The organism is Larkinella humicola (assembly GCF_008727875.1).
Lineage (GTDB): Bacteria > Bacteroidota > Bacteroidia > Cytophagales > Spirosomataceae > Larkinella > Larkinella humicola.
Genome location: NZ_VTWS01000001.1, coordinates 1034171 through 1051328, shown reverse-complemented (window position 1 = coordinate 1051328; position 17158 = coordinate 1034171). Strand labels below are relative to the sequence as shown.

Annotated in this window: 18 protein-coding genes; 9 read left to right on the top strand and 9 right to left on the bottom strand. The window is 51.4% G+C overall.

Annotation, left to right across the window (positions count from 1 at the left end; all coding sequences use genetic code 11):
- Positions 1-7 precede the first annotated feature (7 nt).
- Positions 8-757 (top strand): ABC transporter substrate-binding protein, encoded by a 750-nt coding sequence (locus F0P93_RS04500; RefSeq protein WP_150875090.1) that lies wholly within the window; start codon positions 8-10, stop codon positions 755-757.
- Here F0P93_RS04500 and F0P93_RS04495 read toward each other — a convergent pair.
- Positions 749-2014, bottom strand: coding sequence for a hypothetical protein (locus F0P93_RS04495; protein ID WP_150875089.1), 1266 nt, complete (start codon positions 2012-2014; stop codon positions 749-751). The genes F0P93_RS04500 and F0P93_RS04495 overlap by 9 nt on opposite strands.
- 120 nt (positions 2015-2134) lie before the next feature.
- On the opposite strand from F0P93_RS04495, the gene F0P93_RS04490 reads away from it, so the two are divergent.
- The 3 genes from F0P93_RS04490 to F0P93_RS04480 all read left to right on the top strand — a co-directional run bounded on the left by F0P93_RS04490 (position 2135) and on the right by F0P93_RS04480 (position 4592).
- Positions 2135-2650 carry a DUF2911 domain-containing protein gene (locus F0P93_RS04490; protein ID WP_150875088.1) on the top strand — a complete coding sequence of 172 codons (516 nt, stop codon included), beginning with the start codon at positions 2135-2137 and terminating at the stop codon, positions 2648-2650.
- Between the two features lie 186 nt (positions 2651-2836).
- Positions 2837-3514, top strand: coding sequence for a hypothetical protein (locus F0P93_RS04485; protein ID WP_150875087.1), 678 nt, complete (start codon positions 2837-2839; stop codon positions 3512-3514).
- 40 nt (positions 3515-3554) lie between these two features.
- Positions 3555-4592, top strand: coding sequence for an AraC family transcriptional regulator (locus tag F0P93_RS04480; RefSeq protein WP_150875086.1), 1038 nt, complete (start codon positions 3555-3557; stop codon positions 4590-4592).
- Here F0P93_RS04480 and F0P93_RS04475 read toward each other — a convergent pair.
- The 8 genes from F0P93_RS04475 to F0P93_RS04440 form a co-directional block, all read right to left on the bottom strand.
- Positions 4528-4947 (bottom strand): DUF4260 domain-containing protein, encoded by a 420-nt coding sequence (locus F0P93_RS04475; RefSeq protein ID WP_150875085.1) that lies wholly within the window; start codon positions 4945-4947, stop codon positions 4528-4530. The two genes, F0P93_RS04480 and F0P93_RS04475, sit on opposite strands and share 65 nt — an antisense overlap.
- Before the next feature lie 116 nt (positions 4948-5063).
- The gene (locus tag F0P93_RS04470; protein ID WP_150875084.1) at positions 5064-5522 is read right to left on the bottom strand and encodes a DUF1569 domain-containing protein; all 459 of its coding nucleotides are present in this window, start codon (positions 5520-5522) and stop codon (positions 5064-5066) included.
- Between the two features lie 57 nt (positions 5523-5579).
- Positions 5580-5936, bottom strand: coding sequence for a DUF4180 domain-containing protein (locus F0P93_RS04465; RefSeq protein ID WP_150875083.1), 357 nt, complete (start codon positions 5934-5936; stop codon positions 5580-5582).
- A gap of 18 nt (positions 5937-5954) precedes the next feature.
- Positions 5955-6875 carry an NAD-dependent epimerase/dehydratase family protein gene (locus F0P93_RS04460; RefSeq protein WP_150875082.1) on the bottom strand — a complete coding sequence of 307 codons (921 nt, stop codon included), beginning with the start codon at positions 6873-6875 and terminating at the stop codon, positions 5955-5957.
- A 274-nt stretch (positions 6876-7149) separates the two neighbouring features.
- On the bottom strand, positions 7150-8688 hold the full coding sequence (locus F0P93_RS04455) for an FMN-binding glutamate synthase family protein (RefSeq protein ID WP_150875081.1): 1539 nt from the start codon (positions 8686-8688) through the stop codon (positions 7150-7152).
- 93 nt (positions 8689-8781) lie between these two features.
- Entirely contained in the window at positions 8782-10020 is a 1239-nt protein-coding gene (locus F0P93_RS04450) for a 3-phosphoshikimate 1-carboxyvinyltransferase (protein WP_150875080.1), read from the bottom strand.
- Positions 10021-10215: 195 nt separating this feature from the next.
- Positions 10216-10809, bottom strand: a complete 594-nt coding sequence (locus F0P93_RS04445; protein ID WP_150875079.1) for a hypothetical protein — start codon at positions 10807-10809, stop codon at positions 10216-10218.
- 132 nt (positions 10810-10941) lie between these two features.
- On the bottom strand, positions 10942-12561 hold the full coding sequence (locus F0P93_RS04440) for a DUF4139 domain-containing protein (RefSeq protein WP_150875078.1): 1620 nt from the start codon (positions 12559-12561) through the stop codon (positions 10942-10944).
- 175 nt (positions 12562-12736) lie between these two features.
- On the opposite strand from F0P93_RS04440, the gene F0P93_RS04435 reads away from it, so the two are divergent.
- The 5 genes from F0P93_RS04435 (at position 12737) to F0P93_RS04420 (ending at position 17147) form a co-directional block, all read left to right on the top strand.
- The gene (locus F0P93_RS04435; RefSeq protein WP_150875077.1) at positions 12737-13813 is read left to right on the top strand and encodes an Ldh family oxidoreductase; all 1077 of its coding nucleotides are present in this window, start codon (positions 12737-12739) and stop codon (positions 13811-13813) included.
- Positions 13814-13842: 29 nt separating this feature from the next.
- Positions 13843-15192 (top strand): hypothetical protein, encoded by a 1350-nt coding sequence (locus F0P93_RS04430; RefSeq protein WP_150875076.1) that lies wholly within the window; start codon positions 13843-13845, stop codon positions 15190-15192.
- 104 nt (positions 15193-15296) lie between these two features.
- Complete coding sequence (locus F0P93_RS31430; RefSeq protein WP_191908722.1) at positions 15297-15434, top strand: hypothetical protein; 138 nt, start codon at positions 15297-15299, stop codon at positions 15432-15434.
- 160 nt (positions 15435-15594) lie between these two features.
- Positions 15595-16632, top strand: coding sequence for an endolytic transglycosylase MltG (gene mltG / locus F0P93_RS04425; RefSeq protein WP_150875075.1), 1038 nt, complete (start codon positions 15595-15597; stop codon positions 16630-16632).
- A 95-nt stretch (positions 16633-16727) separates the two neighbouring features.
- A complete protein-coding gene (locus F0P93_RS04420; protein WP_150875074.1) occupies positions 16728-17147 on the top strand; it encodes an acyl-CoA thioesterase in 420 nt (139 codons plus the stop codon).
- Positions 17148-17158 lie beyond the last annotated feature (11 nt).

Here is a 17158-nt window from a genome sequence, read left to right as displayed (position 1 = left end):
CAAAAGAATGCCACCCCAACGCATCATTTCCGTCGTTCCTTCCCAAACCGAACTGCTCTTTGATCTGGGGCTTGATCAGGCAATTGTGGGGATTACCAAATTCTGCATTCATCCGGCGGAAAAGGTGAAAGATAAGGTCAAGGTTGGAGGCACAAAAACACTGCATCTGGACCAAATTCACGACCTGAAACCGGACTTTATTTTGGCTAACAAAGAAGAAAATACCCGCGAACAAATCGAAGAATTGCAACGTCATTATCCCGTTCATGTCACGGACGTCAATACCGTCCCGGATGCGCTGGCAATGATTCGGGAGGTTAGTGAGCTTTTCGGAAAAGGCCGGAAAGGGGAGGAATTGGCAAAGCAAATCGAAGATACTTTTTACGATTTCAAATCGGTACAATCTTCCGGACCTTCCGTCGCGTATTTCATCTGGCGAAAACCGTACATGGTCGCGGCTAATCAGACTTTCATTCATTCGATGCTGGAACTGGCTGGTTTTCAGAATAAATTTGGGGGACGAACGCGCTACCCCGAAGTGACCGAAGCCGATCTGAAAACCGCCCAACCCGAACTGATTTTACTATCGTCGGAACCGTATCCATTTTCGGAAAAACACACCGCCGAACTACAGGAAATTTGCCCAAGCTCGAAGATAGTGCTGGTCGATGGTGAAATTTTTAGCTGGTACGGAAGCCGGTTGCTGAAAGCGGCTGATTACATTCAGCAACTGTGGAAGAGTCTCGGTCTACTGTAAAACCGCATTGATTTGATCGTCGTAAAACCGGGCCGATTTCACCGCGCCGGTTCCTTGGAAATAATACCGTAGTCCGACAATCTTGCCAGCATCTTCCTGAAACCGTCCTTCGTAAGCGAGTTTTTCGTTCACAAAGACCTTTGCCTGTTTGTCCTTAACCTCGCAACGTACGGTTACCCAATCGGAAAAGTCGACGCCAAAAGCGGACAGATCGGTGGTCTTTCCCGAAATGTGGGTTCCGTTAAACGACAGATTCAATTCACCAATACAGCCTTTCCGGGACAACTGTAGAAAGTGCATGCCTTTGGAACACAGTAGCATAATGCCCACATGCTGGCAAACGGCATCGAAACGGTTGAACGTACTTTTTACCAGTGTTCTAAATCCGAACGTATTGCCGGACAATTCGCCCAGGGGCTGCACATAATGCAGGCTGGTGTTCGGAACGCTTTTCTGAAAAATGATTCCCTGTTCGGTTAGATCGGTTTCGGTCAGTTCAATGGCGCCGTTTCGCCGGATTTGTTTGTCCGGGAAATAAACCGGAATCGAATCGCGGTTGATGGTGCCGAGCCAGCCGTCGGTTTTGATGTACAAATCGTGTTCCTTCACGATGGAGTCGTTCAACACAAGCTTGGCGCGGAAATAACCGGGGTAAAAATAGGTGCTGGCGTACTGATGCCCTTTTTTATCGACCCGAAAGCGTAGTTTCGGATTCCAGCTTTGCTGGATAAAAACACTGTCGGCGTTGGAGTCCGTGGCATCGTACTGGAACAAAACCGTATTCGGAAGTCCTTTGGCCACCGGGCGACTGCTGAAGGTCACTTCGCCAATGTGCAACGGTTTTGCCCGCTTCTGAAATGCCCAGATTCCGGCCAATCCCACCACCACCACGCCAACGACCCACGGCCAGCGGATTGCGGAAGGGCGGGAAACCGGAACGGGAGCGTTTTGAACCGGAAGGGACGGAGCGGTTTCTTCGGCGATAAGAACCGGCTGCTTCCGGAATTCCCGCCAGTTGTCGTAGCCCACAAACTGCGCGAGCGTATTCAGCGTCGTGGTCGTTGGCGCACTGTCGTAGCGAACCTTGCCCCAGATGCGTTTCAGGGTGCTGACGCTGAGCGAAACGCCGGTTTCGTCGAAAATGCGTTCGCTCAGGGCTTCAAAATCCTGGTTTTGCCACTGGCTGCTGTCGCCCCAACGCACTTTTTCTTCGATCAGCAGGCGGCACAGCTGTAACTTATCGTCTTCGGTAGTCATTGGCAATCAGCGTGAATCAACTTGAACAGGCTTGAACAAGGGCCGGACTACCAACTTTCAGAAGATTTTTCCACCTTTGTCCGGTTCATTATTCCAACAACCAAAGTTACATAAACCAATATGAAAAAATTGCTCGTTTTCACAACATTGCTGTTGATCGCCCAGACGACTTTTGCCCAGGACGACAAGTCGAAACGCCCCAGCCCGCCCGCCCAGGCCAAACAAACGGTGGGTGGCAAAACCATCACCATCGACTACAGCCAGCCATCGGTCAAAGGCCGGAGCGTTTGGGACCCGGCGGGCAAAGTGGCCCCGATCGGAAAAGTGTGGCGGACGGGCGCGAACGAAACCACCACCATCGAGTTTTCGGAGGATGTGAAGCTGGAAGGAAAACCGGTTGCCAAAGGGAAGTACGCACTTTTTACAATTCCCGGTGAAAAAGACTGGACGGTTATCATCAACAAAGGCATCAAATGGGGGGCCTTCACTTACAAGGAAGAGGAGGATGTTGTACGCGTGACGGTTCCGGCGAAAAAGGCCAAAAGCTTTCAGGAAAAATTTATGATCGACATTTCCAAGAAGGGGGATGTCTCGATGGTGTGGGCGGACACGAAGGTTGATTTCAACGTGAAGTAATCCTGCCGACCGAACCGGTAAACAGCAAGCGGAAGGTGTTAACTGACAGCTTCTTTTCTCTCCCAATTCTTCATTAAAGCTTTTGAGGGGTGGTTATTCAACCGCGGTTAAAACCGTGGTTCGGATAACCATTGCCTGAATCTTTCGCCGTGCCCGGTTCCAGTCGGGTGTTAAACAACATAAGCAATGAACATGCAACATTTTGCCAATCAATTTGCCTGGGTTACGCTAAGCCTGCTGGTCAGTACCCTCACGTATGGCCAGAATACCGTGGATCTGGTCGGGCTGGCGCAGCAAAACAGTTACACCCTTGAAAACCGTTCGCTGACCGTTCTGGCAGATGGAACGAAACCCGGAGTCCGGCTGGAGGAGAAGCAAAATTCAACGGAAGGGGTTGCGTGGCTACCCGCCCTTTCGTTCCGTGAAGGGACAATTGAGCTGGACATTCGCGGCAAAGATGTGCTCCAGCGCAGTTTCGTCGGAATCGCGTTTCACGGTTCCGGCGAGCGGAATTACGATGCAATCTATTTTCGGCCGTTCAATTTTCGGGCCACCGACCCCGTTCGTCACAGCCACGCCGTTCAGTATATCGCCCTTCCGACATACGACTGGCCGGTTTTGCGCAAAGACTTTCCGGATCAATATGAACAGCCCATTGAACCGGCTCCCGATCCGAATGCCTGGTTTCATGCCCGGATTGTGGTGGACAAGGAAACTGTCAGCGTTTTTGTGAACGAGAACGCCAAACCCAGCCTGGTCGTCAAAAAGTTGAATGACCGCCGGGATGGGAAAATCGGATTATGGGTGGGAGCCGGTTCCGGGGGTGATTTTGCGAATCTGAAAATTACGCCCCGAACTCCTTAAAGGGGTGAAGAATTTCGTCAGCCATTGTATCTTCGTAGACATGACTACTGAAGATACCCTTTCTTCCGGTTCTTTCAATCTGATCCTGTATGCTGCCCGGCAGCGGGGCGCTGATTCGTCGGCTTTGTGCCAGGCCGTTGGTATTGATCCGGCGGTTTTGCAAAACCCCGACGGGCGGGTGCCGATTCGGGCCGTGCAGACACTTTGGCAGGAAGCCGTTCGGGCAACCGGAGAGCCGGACCTGCCGCTGCAGGTGGGCGAGTTGATCAACCCGTTGTCGATGGGCGTAGTGTCGTACGTCATGATGCACTGCCCGACTTTGGGCAAGGCGATCGAGAAACTGTGTCAGTATCAGGATATTGCCTGTGAGGGGGTGCTGACCGCCGGGTGGCTGGTCGGCGACCGGTTTCAGCTCTCCCTAACGTTGACCAGCCAAGCCATACGGTATCCGGACTACACCTTTGGCTCTGAGCTTTCGGTTTACCAGTCGGCTTTTCGGGCTATGACGGGGCAAAAGGTGGTGGCCGAAGAAATCCGGTTTGCCTTTCCGGAACCCCCAAACCGGCAGGACTACGAACGGGTTTTTGCGCCGGCGAAAGTCGAATTCAATGCCACCGAAACCGCCCTGGTGCTGGATGCCGCCTGGCTGGAAACCCCGATTTTGAACGCCAATCCCAGCCTTTTTGGCTTATTTGAACAACATGCCGACGAATTGTTAGGAAAACTACGGACAAAACCAGACGCTTCTCCGGCGCTTTCGGTTCGGGTTAAACAGGAAATCTTCGCGCTGTTAAAAGGCGAAGAACCTGCGTTGGCGGCTGTGGCTGATGGGCTGGCAATGGGCGTTCGAACCCTCCAGTTGCATTTGAAAGAAGAGGGCGCAACGTATCAGCAATTGCTGGATGAAGTGCGGCATGACCTGGCCGTTCGGCACCTCCGCGAACCCCATTTCAGCACCACCGACATTGCCTACCTCCTCGGTTTTTCGGAGCCCAGCGTGTTCTACCGTACCTTCAAGAAATGGACAGGCTCGACGCCCGGTGCGTTCCGGACTGCGGTGCTGCGTCCAACGGCTTAGCGGCCGTTTTGCCAATCGGGCCCAGGTGCGTATGCTCGAAACTGTCCGCGTATTTCAGGCCGTAGCCCATCATCCGATCCATGGCCGCGTGGCCGAACAGCAGAACACCGGTCAACACCAACGGCTGGTTATTCAGCAACAAACCCACTAGGCCAATGGCAATCGCGAAGGCTTTGTGGTGAACCAGGTTATAGGCATAAGCCCCGATTTTCGGGTTGATCAGATACCCCAGCATGCTCAGATCCGGTACCAGAATCAGGGCCGGAAACCACCACCAGGCAAACGGCAACTGGCTGAACAGCACGATGGAGAGACTAAATTGAGCGAATTCTTCGAGTTTTAAAAGCGTTTTCATGGCGGTCTTTGTGTTTTTGTGTAGGACAAAGTTCCGCCAAATAAACCGGGTCGGGGGTGACCAAATGTGAAAACCGGGGTGACGAAAAACGAATTTTTCTGCTGTGTTAGTCGCTGTCAGACCCCAAACTGGGTTAAGTGATGGTCCAGGTGTTTATAAAACATATTATTCCACTCATTGACGCTCAACTTGCCGAACGAATGGGAGGCTTTCTGGTCGAAATGGGTTTCCCCCAGTTGCTGTGTTTTTCGGATATACGTTTTCAAGCGGTTCTTTTCCGTTTCAAAATCCCGCTTGTCCTTTATTAAAAAAGCCGGGCCGGTCGGCAGGTTGCGTTTGTAGGGACTTGCTCCGACAATTCGCTTTTTGACAAACGCCCTGATGACCAACTGCATCAGAACGTTGTGCTTTTTGTGGATGTTTTCGTAGATTAATTCGTAGGTCACATTGCAATGTGCCAGCATTTGCGCCACATCCATCTTCCCCCAAAGGGGCAGGGTGTCGGGAGTCAGCCGATCAATCCGTTGAATGATTTTTTCGGAAACTTCCTGGGTGAAAAGGTTGGGTAAATCCATGATCGTAAGGTTCAGGTACCGTTTGCGGCCCCTTTCAACCGGGTCGCCGGGCCGAATTTACGACAATCGTTCAATCGCTTCGCTTAGGGTTTGAACAAAATTGATCTGTCGGCGCTGGTTGCTCTCGTAGATAAAGGCCTTGATACTCTTGCTGGTGTACGCCGAAAAGTCGCCAATGATCGCCAGCCGGACGCGGTAATTGGAGAATTTCTGGAGGATTTCGCCGGCAAGACCGGTTTTCAAATCGAAGAAATCCGGCGTAATCGTCTTTTCGTGCAGGATCATGCGATCGAAGTCCTGGTAATACAAATCGACGACGAGTTGCAAACCGTCCTCCGGATTGGTAATCAGCACCTTGTCCGAAATTACTTCGGCCATTCGAATCCCGTTGACCTCGTGTGTTTCGATTTTCATGCCAGGCTGTTTCGTTCGTTATGCATTCGCCACCGTTCGTTTAACGCCTTCCGCCGGTTTTGTTGGCTCAAAATGAAAGGCTTTTTCAAATTTACCGCTGTCGAAAACGTAATCCCGGTCGTATTGGTACGCCATTTCCGGAAATTCGCGCATAATCGGAACGAAAAGACCAACCAGGCGAATCATCCAGATGGGTAGTGCGGAGGATTTCGGTTTCACGTTCATCTCCTTGGCAAACAAGTCAATCCATTGCTGCCCGGTTAGGCGGGTGGCGTCGGTAGGCAGGTGCCAGACCTGGTTGTAGGCACGGGCGGTATTGCCGAGCAGGGCGGTGGCTTTTGCCGCATCCGGGGTATAGGTAAAGGTATGAACCTTGTCGAGCCGGGCAAACCAATTGGCGGCTTTTCCCTTCCGAAAGTTATTTACAACGGTTTCCACGAGCACGCTTTTATCGTTGTTGGGGCCGTAGAAATCGGCAGCCCGGGCAATAAGCGCGGTTAAAGTACCCCGTTTCACTTCGTCCATCAGCATGGCGGCTATTTCGGCCCGCACCTGTCCTTTTTTGCTGCTGGGATTGATTGGTGATTCTTCGGTCATGTGGCCAATGGCATTCACATCATAGAGGTAGACGTTGTCGAAGAACACCAGCTTAGAGCCCCATTTCTGGCAGGCATCAATCGTGTTGCGCATCAGAGCCGGCCACTTTTCACGCCAGATTTTGTGGTTGTAGTCGAGACCGACGGTAAGGTAAACCACCTCTGACCCTTCCACGGCCTTAAAAACCTGATCGCGGTCGGTGAGGTCAGCCGGAAATAGTTCGTCGGTCGGATTCACTTTTTTGGGATTCCGGCTCACCAGCCGAATCCGATCCGTAAATGCAGGAAGTTCTTTTGCCAAATCACTGCCGATGGTACCCCCTGAGCCTAGTATCGTTTGCATTTTCTTTTCTGGTTAAATACAGCTCAAAGGTCCGGCAAAAAAGGCTGGTAAGTGATGACGAAAAACGAAAATCTGACTGACTAATTGCGCCGATCGTTTTGTTTACTGGCTGGCTCTGGTTCCGTAAACGACACCCCAGGACGTTTGGAGTAACAGTTAAACCTTAAACAATAGCCGCTGACAGGGTCTTCGACCGCTTTCAGGGCTGTCGTCACCCTGTCAGCGGTCGAAGACCCTGTCAGCGGTGGTAAGATGAATGGAACTGAACTGAACGCTAGGTTCGAATCTTCAGCAAATCCGCAATGGACGTAAACGGAACCACATCCTTTGTATAGCCGTAGGCATCGCAGAGCGGCTGAATCCGGTTGTTGTCGCCCATGGCCAGATCGACGTCTTCCATCGTAAACTGGCAGGGATGTTCGTAGCCCGCAGCGTGCGAAATCTCCAGGATTTCTTTGGTCAGCGTCTTGATGTAATTGTAAAACCGCTCGCTTTTAAGCGCCGGGTCGATCCCGGACTGCAGCCATTTGCTTTGCGTGGCAACACCCGACGGACAACGGTTCGTGTGGCAAATCTGGGCCTGAATGCAGCCGATGGACAGCATCGCTTCCCGGCCTACATTCACGAGGTCGGCTCCCATCGCAAATGCCATGATCGCCGACTCGGGCAGCCCCAGTTTGCCGGAAGCAATGAACGTGATGCGACTGGTTAAGCCGCGTTTCTGAAAAATCTGGTAAATTTTTGAAAATCCGTAGACGAACGGCAGCGAAACGTGGTCGGCAAAGGAGGGAGGTGCCGCGCCGGTGCCGCCTTCACCTCCGTCGATGGTGATAAAATCCGGACCTTTTCCGGTTTCCAGCATATAGTCGGCCAGCTCATGCCACAGCTCAAGTTTGCCCACCGCCGACTTGATGCCTACCGGCAGACCGGTTTCAGCCGCCATCGACTCGATGAATGCCACCATCGTCGGAATGTCGGAAAACGCACTGTGCGAAGCCGGGGAAATGACGTCCTTGCCCATTTCGACGTGACGGATTTCGGCAATTTCGGCGCTGATTTTGGCGGCTGGCAATACGCCCCCTTTGCCCGGTTTCGCGCCCTGCGACAGTTTCAGTTCCAGCATCCGCACAAACGGGTTTTCCTCGACGAGCTTCACCAGTTTTTCCATGACAAAATTACCGTTGTTGTCCCGGATGCCGAAATAAGAGGTGCCGATGTTTACGACCACATCCGCGCCAAATTTGTGGTAAGGCGACAATCCGCCCTCGCCGGTATTGTGGTAGCAGCCGAACTTTTTGGCGCCTTTATTCAGCGATTCGATGGCGGTTGCCGATAACGACCCAAAGCTCATGCCGCTGATGTTGACGATGGAAGGCGGGTGATACGGTTTTCGGCGTTGGTGAAAAAGCCCGATCACTTTGGCTCCCGGAGCCGTGTAGGGATTGCTGTAATTGGGATTGTCGGGGGCCAGTTTGAGAGGGAGCAGTGCCGGGTTGATGAAAATATACCCGGCACTGGTAATGTCCTGATCGGTGCCAAACCCCTGAAAATTGTTCTCCTGCTTTGCTGAAGAATAGATCCAGGCCCGCTGTTGCCGGTTAAAGGGTAGTTCCTCGCGGTTGTTGGCGACAATGTACTGCCGCAGTTCCGGACCGAAACTTTCCAGAAAATACCGGATGTTGCCGACCACCGGAAAGTTGTGCCGAATCGTGTGTTTTTTCTGAGTAATGTCGTAGAGGGCCAGCAGAAGCAGGCCGATCAGCAGCCATCCCCACCCGGGAATGCTGCCCAAAAACGCGAGAATAGAATCCAAAAGTGCCAAAGTTCAGTGAGTGCGGTAAAAGTACGCAAAACCGGTAAGGTCTCGCATGCCATTGTTACTTTTCGCTCTCCCCTGAAAGACCGGCTACTTCTCGAACTGGACACCGGCTACCCGTGCCATATCGTCCCAGAACGAGGGGTACGATTTGGCTACTACTCCCGGTTCTTCGATCACCACTTCCTGACGCATCGATACGGGCGCAAATGCCATCGCCATACGGTGATCGTCGTAGGTATCGAAGGTCGGAATGGCGTCGATTGTAGCGGTTTTTCGAACTTCATACCGCGTATTTTTTTCTACTTCCACCAGTTCGGCACCGATTTTCCGGAGTTCGGTCTGGAGGGCAAAAATGCGGTCGGTTTCCTTGATTTTCAGGCTTTCTACACCCGTCAGCGTGAGCGGAATGCTTTTGACGGCGCAGCAAACCGCCACGGTCTGGGCCAGATCAGGGCAGTCCGTAAAGTCCCACGCCAGCGACGGTTGCGCCGGGGTTTTGGTTAAAACAACACCCGTCGCGTTGAACGTACTTTCGACGCCGAGGGGGCGCATGATGTCAACAATGGCACTATCGCCCTGCAACGACGCTTCTTTTAGACCCAGCAATTCGATTTCTGAGGATTCGTCTTCAGCCAGTGCCAGCATACTGAACCAGTAACTCGCGCCCGACCAGTCGGATTCAATCGTGTAATCAGCGGGTGTATACGGCGTTGGCGGCACGGTGATTGTTTTATTGGTCCAGTCGGCAACCGTTTGAACACCAAAGTGTTCCATTTGCCGCAGGGTCATTTCAATGTAGGGACGGGAACCAATGTCACCGGTCAGTTCGAGCGTCAGGCCGTCGGGCAGGGTGGGAGCCACCATCAGCAGGGCCGAAATATACTGGCTGCTCACATCACCCCGAATGGCCAGGCGGTTGGTTCCGTTTCGCGAAAATCCTTTCGTTGCGATGGGCGGAAAGCCTTCGTTTTTCAGGTAATCGATATCGGCACCGAGCGCGCGGAGGGCATCGACCAGAATACCGATGGGCCGTTCGCACATGCGGGGCGTTCCGGTCAGCGTTTTGTGTTGGCCCGTTACCGCAAAATAAGCCGTCAAAAACCGCATGGTCGTTCCGGCATCCAGAACGTCGGCCACCGGATCGTCCGATTGCAACAGCCGGATCATCGTCTGCGAGTCACGGGCCGCCGAAACGTTGTGTAAAGTGCCCCGAAAATGAGCCAGGGCATTGATAATCAGGGCGCGGTTGCTTTCGCTTTTGGAAGAAGCCAGCGGAATCGTGGCCCGGACGGACCCGGCAGGAGGTGTCAGACGTACAGCGTTCAAATCAGAAGTCGATTGGTTAATATTCCGCAAAACTAGTGCAGAGAATGGATAATGAACAAGGAATACTGAACAATGAGGAATGAATATCGAATATTGAATATCGAATGTTGAATAACGAAGTTGGACACAGCAATGCTTTCGTTATTCAATATTCACCATTCATTATTCGGTATTTAGTTGATATTCAATTGACCATCAATACGTTTCCAGTACTTTCAGCCGGTGGTTTTTATTGATTCGATAGCGGGGATAGCTCATTTTGTAGCAAATGGCACCCAGCGCAATCATGACGGCGGGGGCTTTTAAGGCGCGGGAATCGGCCGCCAGTTTTTTTTCGCTTCGGGAAAGATTAATGACATCGGCCATGAAAAAAAGTGTACCGGCGATGGGAAAAAGATAGGTGCCTTGTGTGATGAAAGGAATCTGGCGGTTAACGTACACCTTTTCAATCTGATCGATCCGAAAATGGACGGTTTCGGGCAGGAACGTATTCGGATCTTCCAGAATCAGCATCAGGGTCGAGTCCGTAACCCCGTAAACCGGTTCGCGGTACTTTTTGCCCTTGTACCGAAACTTGATTTCTTCATTTGGGAAATACCGGTAGCGATGAAAACCGCCGAGTCGCCCCATCACGTCCAGCGCCAGGTATTTCTGCCCCGGCCTGATCATCGCCACATACGGCGACTTCTGTTTGATCATCAGCGAGTCAACAGAAAGCGTATCGCTCTGGGCCTGAATGGCGTAAGCAAGAAGCAGAAAAGAGATCGTGAGGAGCAGACGATGGATCATATTCTCTAAACGTTGAATTTGAGAAAAAATACCCATAGTCGTGCCAAATTTGAGCTTTCGCCTGTAAAACCTGTTAGGTCTTGGAGACCTAACAGGTTTCATGGTGAGGTTTCAGGGTGATTTTGCGGTTAGTTACTGGGCATTGACAAGCTGTTTTCCTTTGGGGTACTTAATCGTGTATTTAAACAGCAAATCCCGGCTTTCGTTTGGTTTGAGCGACAGATTCCAGGTCAGCCGCCCGGTTTCGGTGTTGCGTTCCGCTCCGGCACTGTCGTCCAGTTCAACTTCAATCCGGTTGTCGGTCGAAACCGGAATCTGGTCGTAAAGCGTCAGATTGACCGGTTCGGATTTGGTATTGCGTACGGTAATTTTGTAGCTGTATGAATCGCGAACGGACGAACTCAGGCCTTTGCGGCTGCTGAAATCCTGCGTTTTTTCCCGCTTCACGATGATTTTCTTATCCCGACCCAGTCCCAGCGTCAGCGTGTCACCGGCCTGCTGCAAATTCACCTGTGATTCACCGACATAGGTTCCTTCAAAATACGTCCGGGCGGTTCCGTTCAGCAGATTCAGTTTTTCCCAGCCCGACAGGGTGGCAATCAGAAAAGCATCCGAATCGACTTTTGGCGTGGCCGTATAGCGGTACGTAGCCGGAACCTCGCCGGTTTGAATGGCAACCACCTGCGGGCGGTTATTGGACAAAATGGTATAGGGCGTGGCGATTTCAAAATTGACACTCGTTGGCTGCTCGCTGACCTGCGTAAAATCGGCGGTGGTGGCCAGGTCGGCGGCTGGTGCATATTCCTCACGTGCCGCGCCACCCGCGCTTGCATCGGCTTTTCGCATTTGCATTTTGACCTGAGCGGGGGCCATTGTTGGGATGGGTCGGGGTTCGTAAAAGCTGACAAACTGTGTTTCCAACTGCGGTTGGGTGCCGGGCAAGGCCGGGTTCGAGGTCGAAAGCGTCAGACGGACGTTCTGCCAGTCGAAACCGGTATTCTGGTACACGTTGGCTTTATACGCCAGCGTCGCCGGGCTTTTCGTGTCGCGAACCCGGATGTCGTAAAACGGCACCCAGCCGGCATTGTCCACTACATAACTCACGTCCAGATCCACGGTGGTTCGGGCTTTGGCCGACAGCGTCACTTCGATTTCGCCAACGGGCCGCTCGCGTTTTGCATTCTGCTCTTTGACCTGTCCTTCGAGCCGGTCGACCTTTTCTTTCTGGGTTTTCACCGTTTTTTCCAGGGCCAGCAATTTTTTGCCGATGTCAGTCAGCCGTGTGCGGAAAAAATCGGCCATATCTTCGACATCATCGACCACCGTTCCTTTTTCGGCCCCCACTTTCTGATTGGCCAGCACCATTTTCTTTTCGTTTTCGAGCACTTCCTTTTGCAGATTCAAACCGTCGAACGTGTCGCGGGCGATGCGCAGGGAATCTTCCAGGCGTTGCAACGATGCCGGTTTGGTTACTTTGGTCAGAAAATTGGTTCGGAACTGAACGCCCTGGATGGTGGCATCACCTTTGCCGCTGACCTGAATACTTTGCGGATCGGTTTGGGCCGAGGCATTCTCGATGATCAGCCGTGTGATTCCCGGAAGGAGCGTGGCACGGGCCTGGGCGTTGATCTGGGCACGGTTCAGAAAAACCGTAACGTGCTGAATGGTCGAGCTGACCCGCTGTTCGTCTTCCTGCGCTTTGGCGGTCGAAACCCACAGGCTGATCGTTATGGCAAAGAGGATTATTTTCATGGAGCGATGAGGGGAAAATGGTGAATCGAGAATATAGATACCGTTCGGAGCGGTTTCGTTTAGTCTGTCGGCTATTTTTGCAAAAAAAAGTCGGGCCAAAGCGGTTTCGATTTAGCGAATAGTTCGTAAAAACCGCCATACCGGGCGCAAATTTCCGGTTGTTACCGCTACTCAAATGATTCCAGTTCACCAACTTAAGGCATTTACCAAACAGGTTTTTCTGAAAATAGGCTTTTCCGACGCCGACGCCGACCTGGCGACCACGGTTTTGGTCCAGGCTGATCTTCGTGGAGTCGATTCGCACGGTGTAGCCCGGCTGGCGGGGTATGTCCGTCTGTATGATCACGGCCGGTTGAATCCGACGCCCGCAATTCAGGTCGTTCACGAAACGCCGTCGACGGCCGTGGTGGATGGCGACCGGGGTGTTGGGCTGGTCGTCGGGCCGAAAGCGATGCAGATTGCCATTGAAAAAGCGCGGGTGGCCGGCACGGGCTGGGTGGCCGTCCGGAATTCCAATCACTTCGGCATTGCCGGGTATCACGCCATGCTGGCCCTCGAACACGATATGATCGGGATGACCATGACCAATGCCGCTCCGCTCGTAGCCCCCACGTTTTCACTCGATAAATTGCTGGGAACCAATCCGATTGCGGTGGCCGTGCCCGCCCTGACCCAACCGCCTTTCGTTGCCGACTTTGCTTCAACCGCTGTCGCCTACGGAAAGATGGAGATCCTTCAGCGGAAAGGCCAGGAAGCCCCGCTGGGTTGGGCACAGGATGCGCAGGGCCAGGCATCGACGGACTCAAATCCGATCAAAAACGGTGGCGCATTGTTGCCGCTGGGTTCCGACCGCGAACACGGTAGTCACAAAGGTTACGGGTTGGGTGCCATTGTCGATATTTTTTCCGGCGTGTTGTCGGGCGCCAATTACGGTCCCTGGGTGCCGCCCTTTGCCACTGCCGGTTTCATGGCCGCTCAGGAAGGCGTTGGGGCCGGAACCGGTCACTTTTTCGGTGCCATGCGCATCGACGCGTTCCGACCCGCCGATGAATTCAAGCAGCACATGGACAACTGGATTGGCGCGTTCCGCAACGCCCGCGCCGTTGAAGGCAAGCAGGTGCTCATCCCCGGCGACCCGGAGCGCGACATGGAAGCCGAGCGCGGTGCAAACGGATTACCGCTGATTGAACCGGTGATGCAGAGTTTACGGGAATTGGCGGAGCGGTTTGGAGTAGAAGGGCTGGATGGTTAGTTTTACATACAAATAAATCGTCCGCTTTTATGAAAACCGTATCCCACCAACTGATTAATAAAGCAACATCATCGATTTTAGTGCTTGTGGTTTTGACTCTCGCCGGATGTGGCATCGAGGAGAAAGCGATACCCGCAATTGCTGAGGAGCTACGTTTAGGCCCCAAAATACTGAGTGCATCGATCCCCGGAATTCCAGATGAAAATATAGAAATCGACCATAAGAAAAATCAGATTATCGTTACTGTTCCAGCCGATTTAATCAATCTGACTAAAAAGATTGAATTCACAATCCAGGATAAAGCGGAATGGGCAAGCAGTCAGCCCGATGTGATTAATTTTTGCTCAGGCACGCTTTCGCATAGCTGGGGAGGTGTATCCACTACCGATCTTGAATATGATAACCATACAGCCGTTATCAGAAAAGGAAATATTGAAAGGACTTATCGGGTAGTAATTAAGCAGAATGAGGATATGTATTTTGCTTCTAAGGATAAGGTAATCGAGATTGAGGCAAATTTTGGTGGCAGTTTTTTGAGCAATATTCCCATTTATAATTTTTCAGATGGCGACAATAGAACAGCCGATATTGTTTTTACTAATACACAATCGGGTAATCAATTTGTCGAAAGTGGCCCTAGTTGCTGGTATAATTTTGCCACTATTGATTTATGCAGAATTCCAGCAAATGCGCCACTTGGTGAATATAGTGTTCAGCTACGAAAGAAAAACGGCCGGAAAACAACCAATCAACTTCGTGTGTTGCTGAAAGCTGGGGCACCTTATGTCGCATATCTGAATGAAATCATCCTAACTCCCCGTCCGAAGGATATAAAATTAGTTGGGGCAAATTTATATCCACAGGCAAAAATAGAGGTAGAAATTTGGCATCATCGCACCAAAGAAAGCCATCGGATGAAGCCAGTATTAAACGATCCGAGTGGGCGGGAAGGGTCATTGCCCTTGCCAGTAAATCTTAAAGCTGGTCAATATTACTATAAGGTGTATTCTGAAGGGAAACTTCAGGAGAAAGAAAAGAGACTGATTGTGCGGGAAACCGAAGAGCAACCAGTTATTTTTTGGTCAAGCTCTGGAGTGCCAATAATTCTGAAGAGAAATATGCCGGTGAATTATATTACTTGCTACCCGGTTTTGCCAAATAGCTCACCCAGTATAAAATTAACCTCAATAACCGACGGTACGAAAACATATCTGCTCAATATTCTCACAAGAGACTCCATTTATGAGTTAGGGCCTAATTACTTTAACATGCCAAGTGATATTCCATCCGGTCGTTATTTAATCACCATGCAATACAAAGATGTAGATGGAGTGTTACAGGAAAGCGAACCGCTGGAAACGGATGTTATTGTTGAATAAAATAGCTTTGGTGATTAACCATACCAAAAATATTATTGACTTATGAAAGTCCGACTACCGGATATTGTCAGCAGGTATGCGTACGTAAATCCTGTGATTGCGGTTTGCTGGGTTGGCTGTTTGCCAACGAGTCGATTCCGGTGCGCCAAGTGCTGGTGTTGGCGGTTATTCTGGTGGGGGTTTTGCTGGTCAATTTATCCAATTACCGGAACGTTCAGAAACCGGCAGCGGCAAAAAAATGATTTGTTATCAGGAAATCGCCTTCCTTGCTACCTTTGCACTAAAATCAGTTTAGGATTTATAGTTCATAGTTTAAGGCTTTTGGTGTAGAGTTTTGACTACCAATGGCTTGCGGTCTTTGGCGGACTGTGAACCAGAAGCTAAAAACGCATTCACTTTTGTATGTCCCGCACAGTTGTAACGGCAATTCTGATTATTGCATCGGTTTTACTGGCCACCTTTTCATTTTACGGGTGGCAGATTTTCAAAACGCCCAATTTGCAGGTGGGTGAAAACGACAAGGATTTTGAGTTGTTCATCCCACGTGGGGCGACGTTCAAAACCGTCATGGATTCGCTTGATGCCCACGATGTAGTGCACGATAAAATGTCGTTCCGGTTTCTGGCCCGTTTCATGAAATACACCGACAACGTGAAGAATGGCCGGTATGTGATCAAAAAGGAGATGAGCAACCAGGACGCGATTCGGAAACTGCGATCGGGTGCTCAGGATCCGATGAAGCTTACGTTCAATAACATCCGGTTGAAAGACGAACTGATTGCCAAACTGGGCAGCAAATTCGAATTCGGCCCGCAACCCCTGGACTCGCTGCTGAAAGACCCGGCGGTGTGTGAACGATACGGTTTCGACACCACGACCATCATGTGCATGTTCCTGCCGAATACCTACGAATTTTTCTGGACCACCAGTGCCACTAATTTTCTGGATCGGATGGGGAAAGAATACAAGAAATTCTGGACGCCGGAGCGCCAGCAAAAGGCAAAGAACATGGGGCTGACCCAAACCCAGGTGCAGACACTGGCGTCCATCGTGGAATCGGAAAGCAAAAAGAACGACGAAAAACCGCGCGTAGCCGGTGTATACTGGAATCGTCTGCAAAAAGGGATGCTGCTGGAAGCCGACCCGACCCTAGTTTTTGCCCACCGCGATTTCTCCATCCGCCGGGTACTGAACGTTCACAAACTCATTGATTCACCGTACAATACCTACCGGTTTAAAGGACTGCCACCGGGGCCGATCAACCTGCCGACGCTCAGCTCAATCGATGCGGTTTTGAATCACGAGAACCACGATTACCTGTATTTCGTCGCAAAAAGTGATTTTTCCGGGTATCACACCTTCGCCAAAACCTACGAGGAGCACATCAACAACGCCCGAATTTACCACGCGGAGTTGAACAAACGGGGAATTATGAAGTAAGGATGCAGAATAAAGAGGTGGGACAGGAGAAGAAAGATTAGAAAAAGCCCACGAAGTCTTTACGCTTTTATCTCACCGCTCTTGTCTAAGAAAAAATGTTCACCTACGACGTTCCACCCATTCGAGTGCGGTATGCCGACACCGACCAGATGGGGTATGTATATTACGGTAATTACGCCCGGTATTACGAAATCGGTCGGGTGGAGGCCTTGCGGAGTCTGGGGTTTCATTACAAGGAAATGGAAGCGTCGGGCGTGATGATGCCCGTGTATGAAAACCGGTCGCGGTATTTGCGCCCGGCACGGTACGACGATTTGCTGACGATTCGCGTGTCGATTCAGGAAATGCCCGGCGTGCGGATTGTTTTTCACTATGATATTTACAACCAGAACGGCGAGCACCTGAACACGGGCGAAACCACGCTGGTTTTTATGATGACGGTCACGGGCCGGCTGACCAAATCGCCGGCTGAACTCAACGAAAAACTCAAACCTTTTTTTGAAACGACGGTTTAATTTTCGTCCAG

Coding starts and splice junctions, on each gene's coding strand:
- F0P93_RS04500 (WP_150875090.1), top strand. CDS start 8: ATGCCACCCCAACGCATCATTTCCGTCGTTCCTTCCCAAACCGAACTG.
- F0P93_RS04495 (WP_150875089.1), bottom strand. CDS start 2,014: ATGACTACCGAAGACGATAAGTTACAGCTGTGCCGCCTGCTGATCGAA.
- F0P93_RS04490 (WP_150875088.1), top strand. CDS start 2,135: ATGAAAAAATTGCTCGTTTTCACAACATTGCTGTTGATCGCCCAGACG.
- F0P93_RS04485 (WP_150875087.1), top strand. CDS start 2,837: ATGAACATGCAACATTTTGCCAATCAATTTGCCTGGGTTACGCTAAGC.
- F0P93_RS04480 (WP_150875086.1), top strand. CDS start 3,555: ATGACTACTGAAGATACCCTTTCTTCCGGTTCTTTCAATCTGATCCTG.
- F0P93_RS04475 (WP_150875085.1), bottom strand. CDS start 4,947: ATGAAAACGCTTTTAAAACTCGAAGAATTCGCTCAATTTAGTCTCTCC.
- F0P93_RS04470 (WP_150875084.1), bottom strand. CDS start 5,522: ATGGATTTACCCAACCTTTTCACCCAGGAAGTTTCCGAAAAAATCATT.
- F0P93_RS04465 (WP_150875083.1), bottom strand. CDS start 5,936: ATGAAAATCGAAACACACGAGGTCAACGGGATTCGAATGGCCGAAGTA.
- F0P93_RS04460 (WP_150875082.1), bottom strand. CDS start 6,875: ATGCAAACGATACTAGGCTCAGGGGGTACCATCGGCAGTGATTTGGCA.
- F0P93_RS04445 (WP_150875079.1), bottom strand. CDS start 10,809: ATGATCCATCGTCTGCTCCTCACGATCTCTTTTCTGCTTCTTGCTTAC.
- F0P93_RS04440 (WP_150875078.1), bottom strand. CDS start 12,561: ATGAAAATAATCCTCTTTGCCATAACGATCAGCCTGTGGGTTTCGACC.
- F0P93_RS04435 (WP_150875077.1), top strand. CDS start 12,737: ATGATTCCAGTTCACCAACTTAAGGCATTTACCAAACAGGTTTTTCTG.
- F0P93_RS04430 (WP_150875076.1), top strand. CDS start 13,843: ATGAAAACCGTATCCCACCAACTGATTAATAAAGCAACATCATCGATT.
- mltG (WP_150875075.1), top strand. CDS start 15,595: ATGTCCCGCACAGTTGTAACGGCAATTCTGATTATTGCATCGGTTTTA.
- F0P93_RS04420 (WP_150875074.1), top strand. CDS start 16,728: ATGTTCACCTACGACGTTCCACCCATTCGAGTGCGGTATGCCGACACC.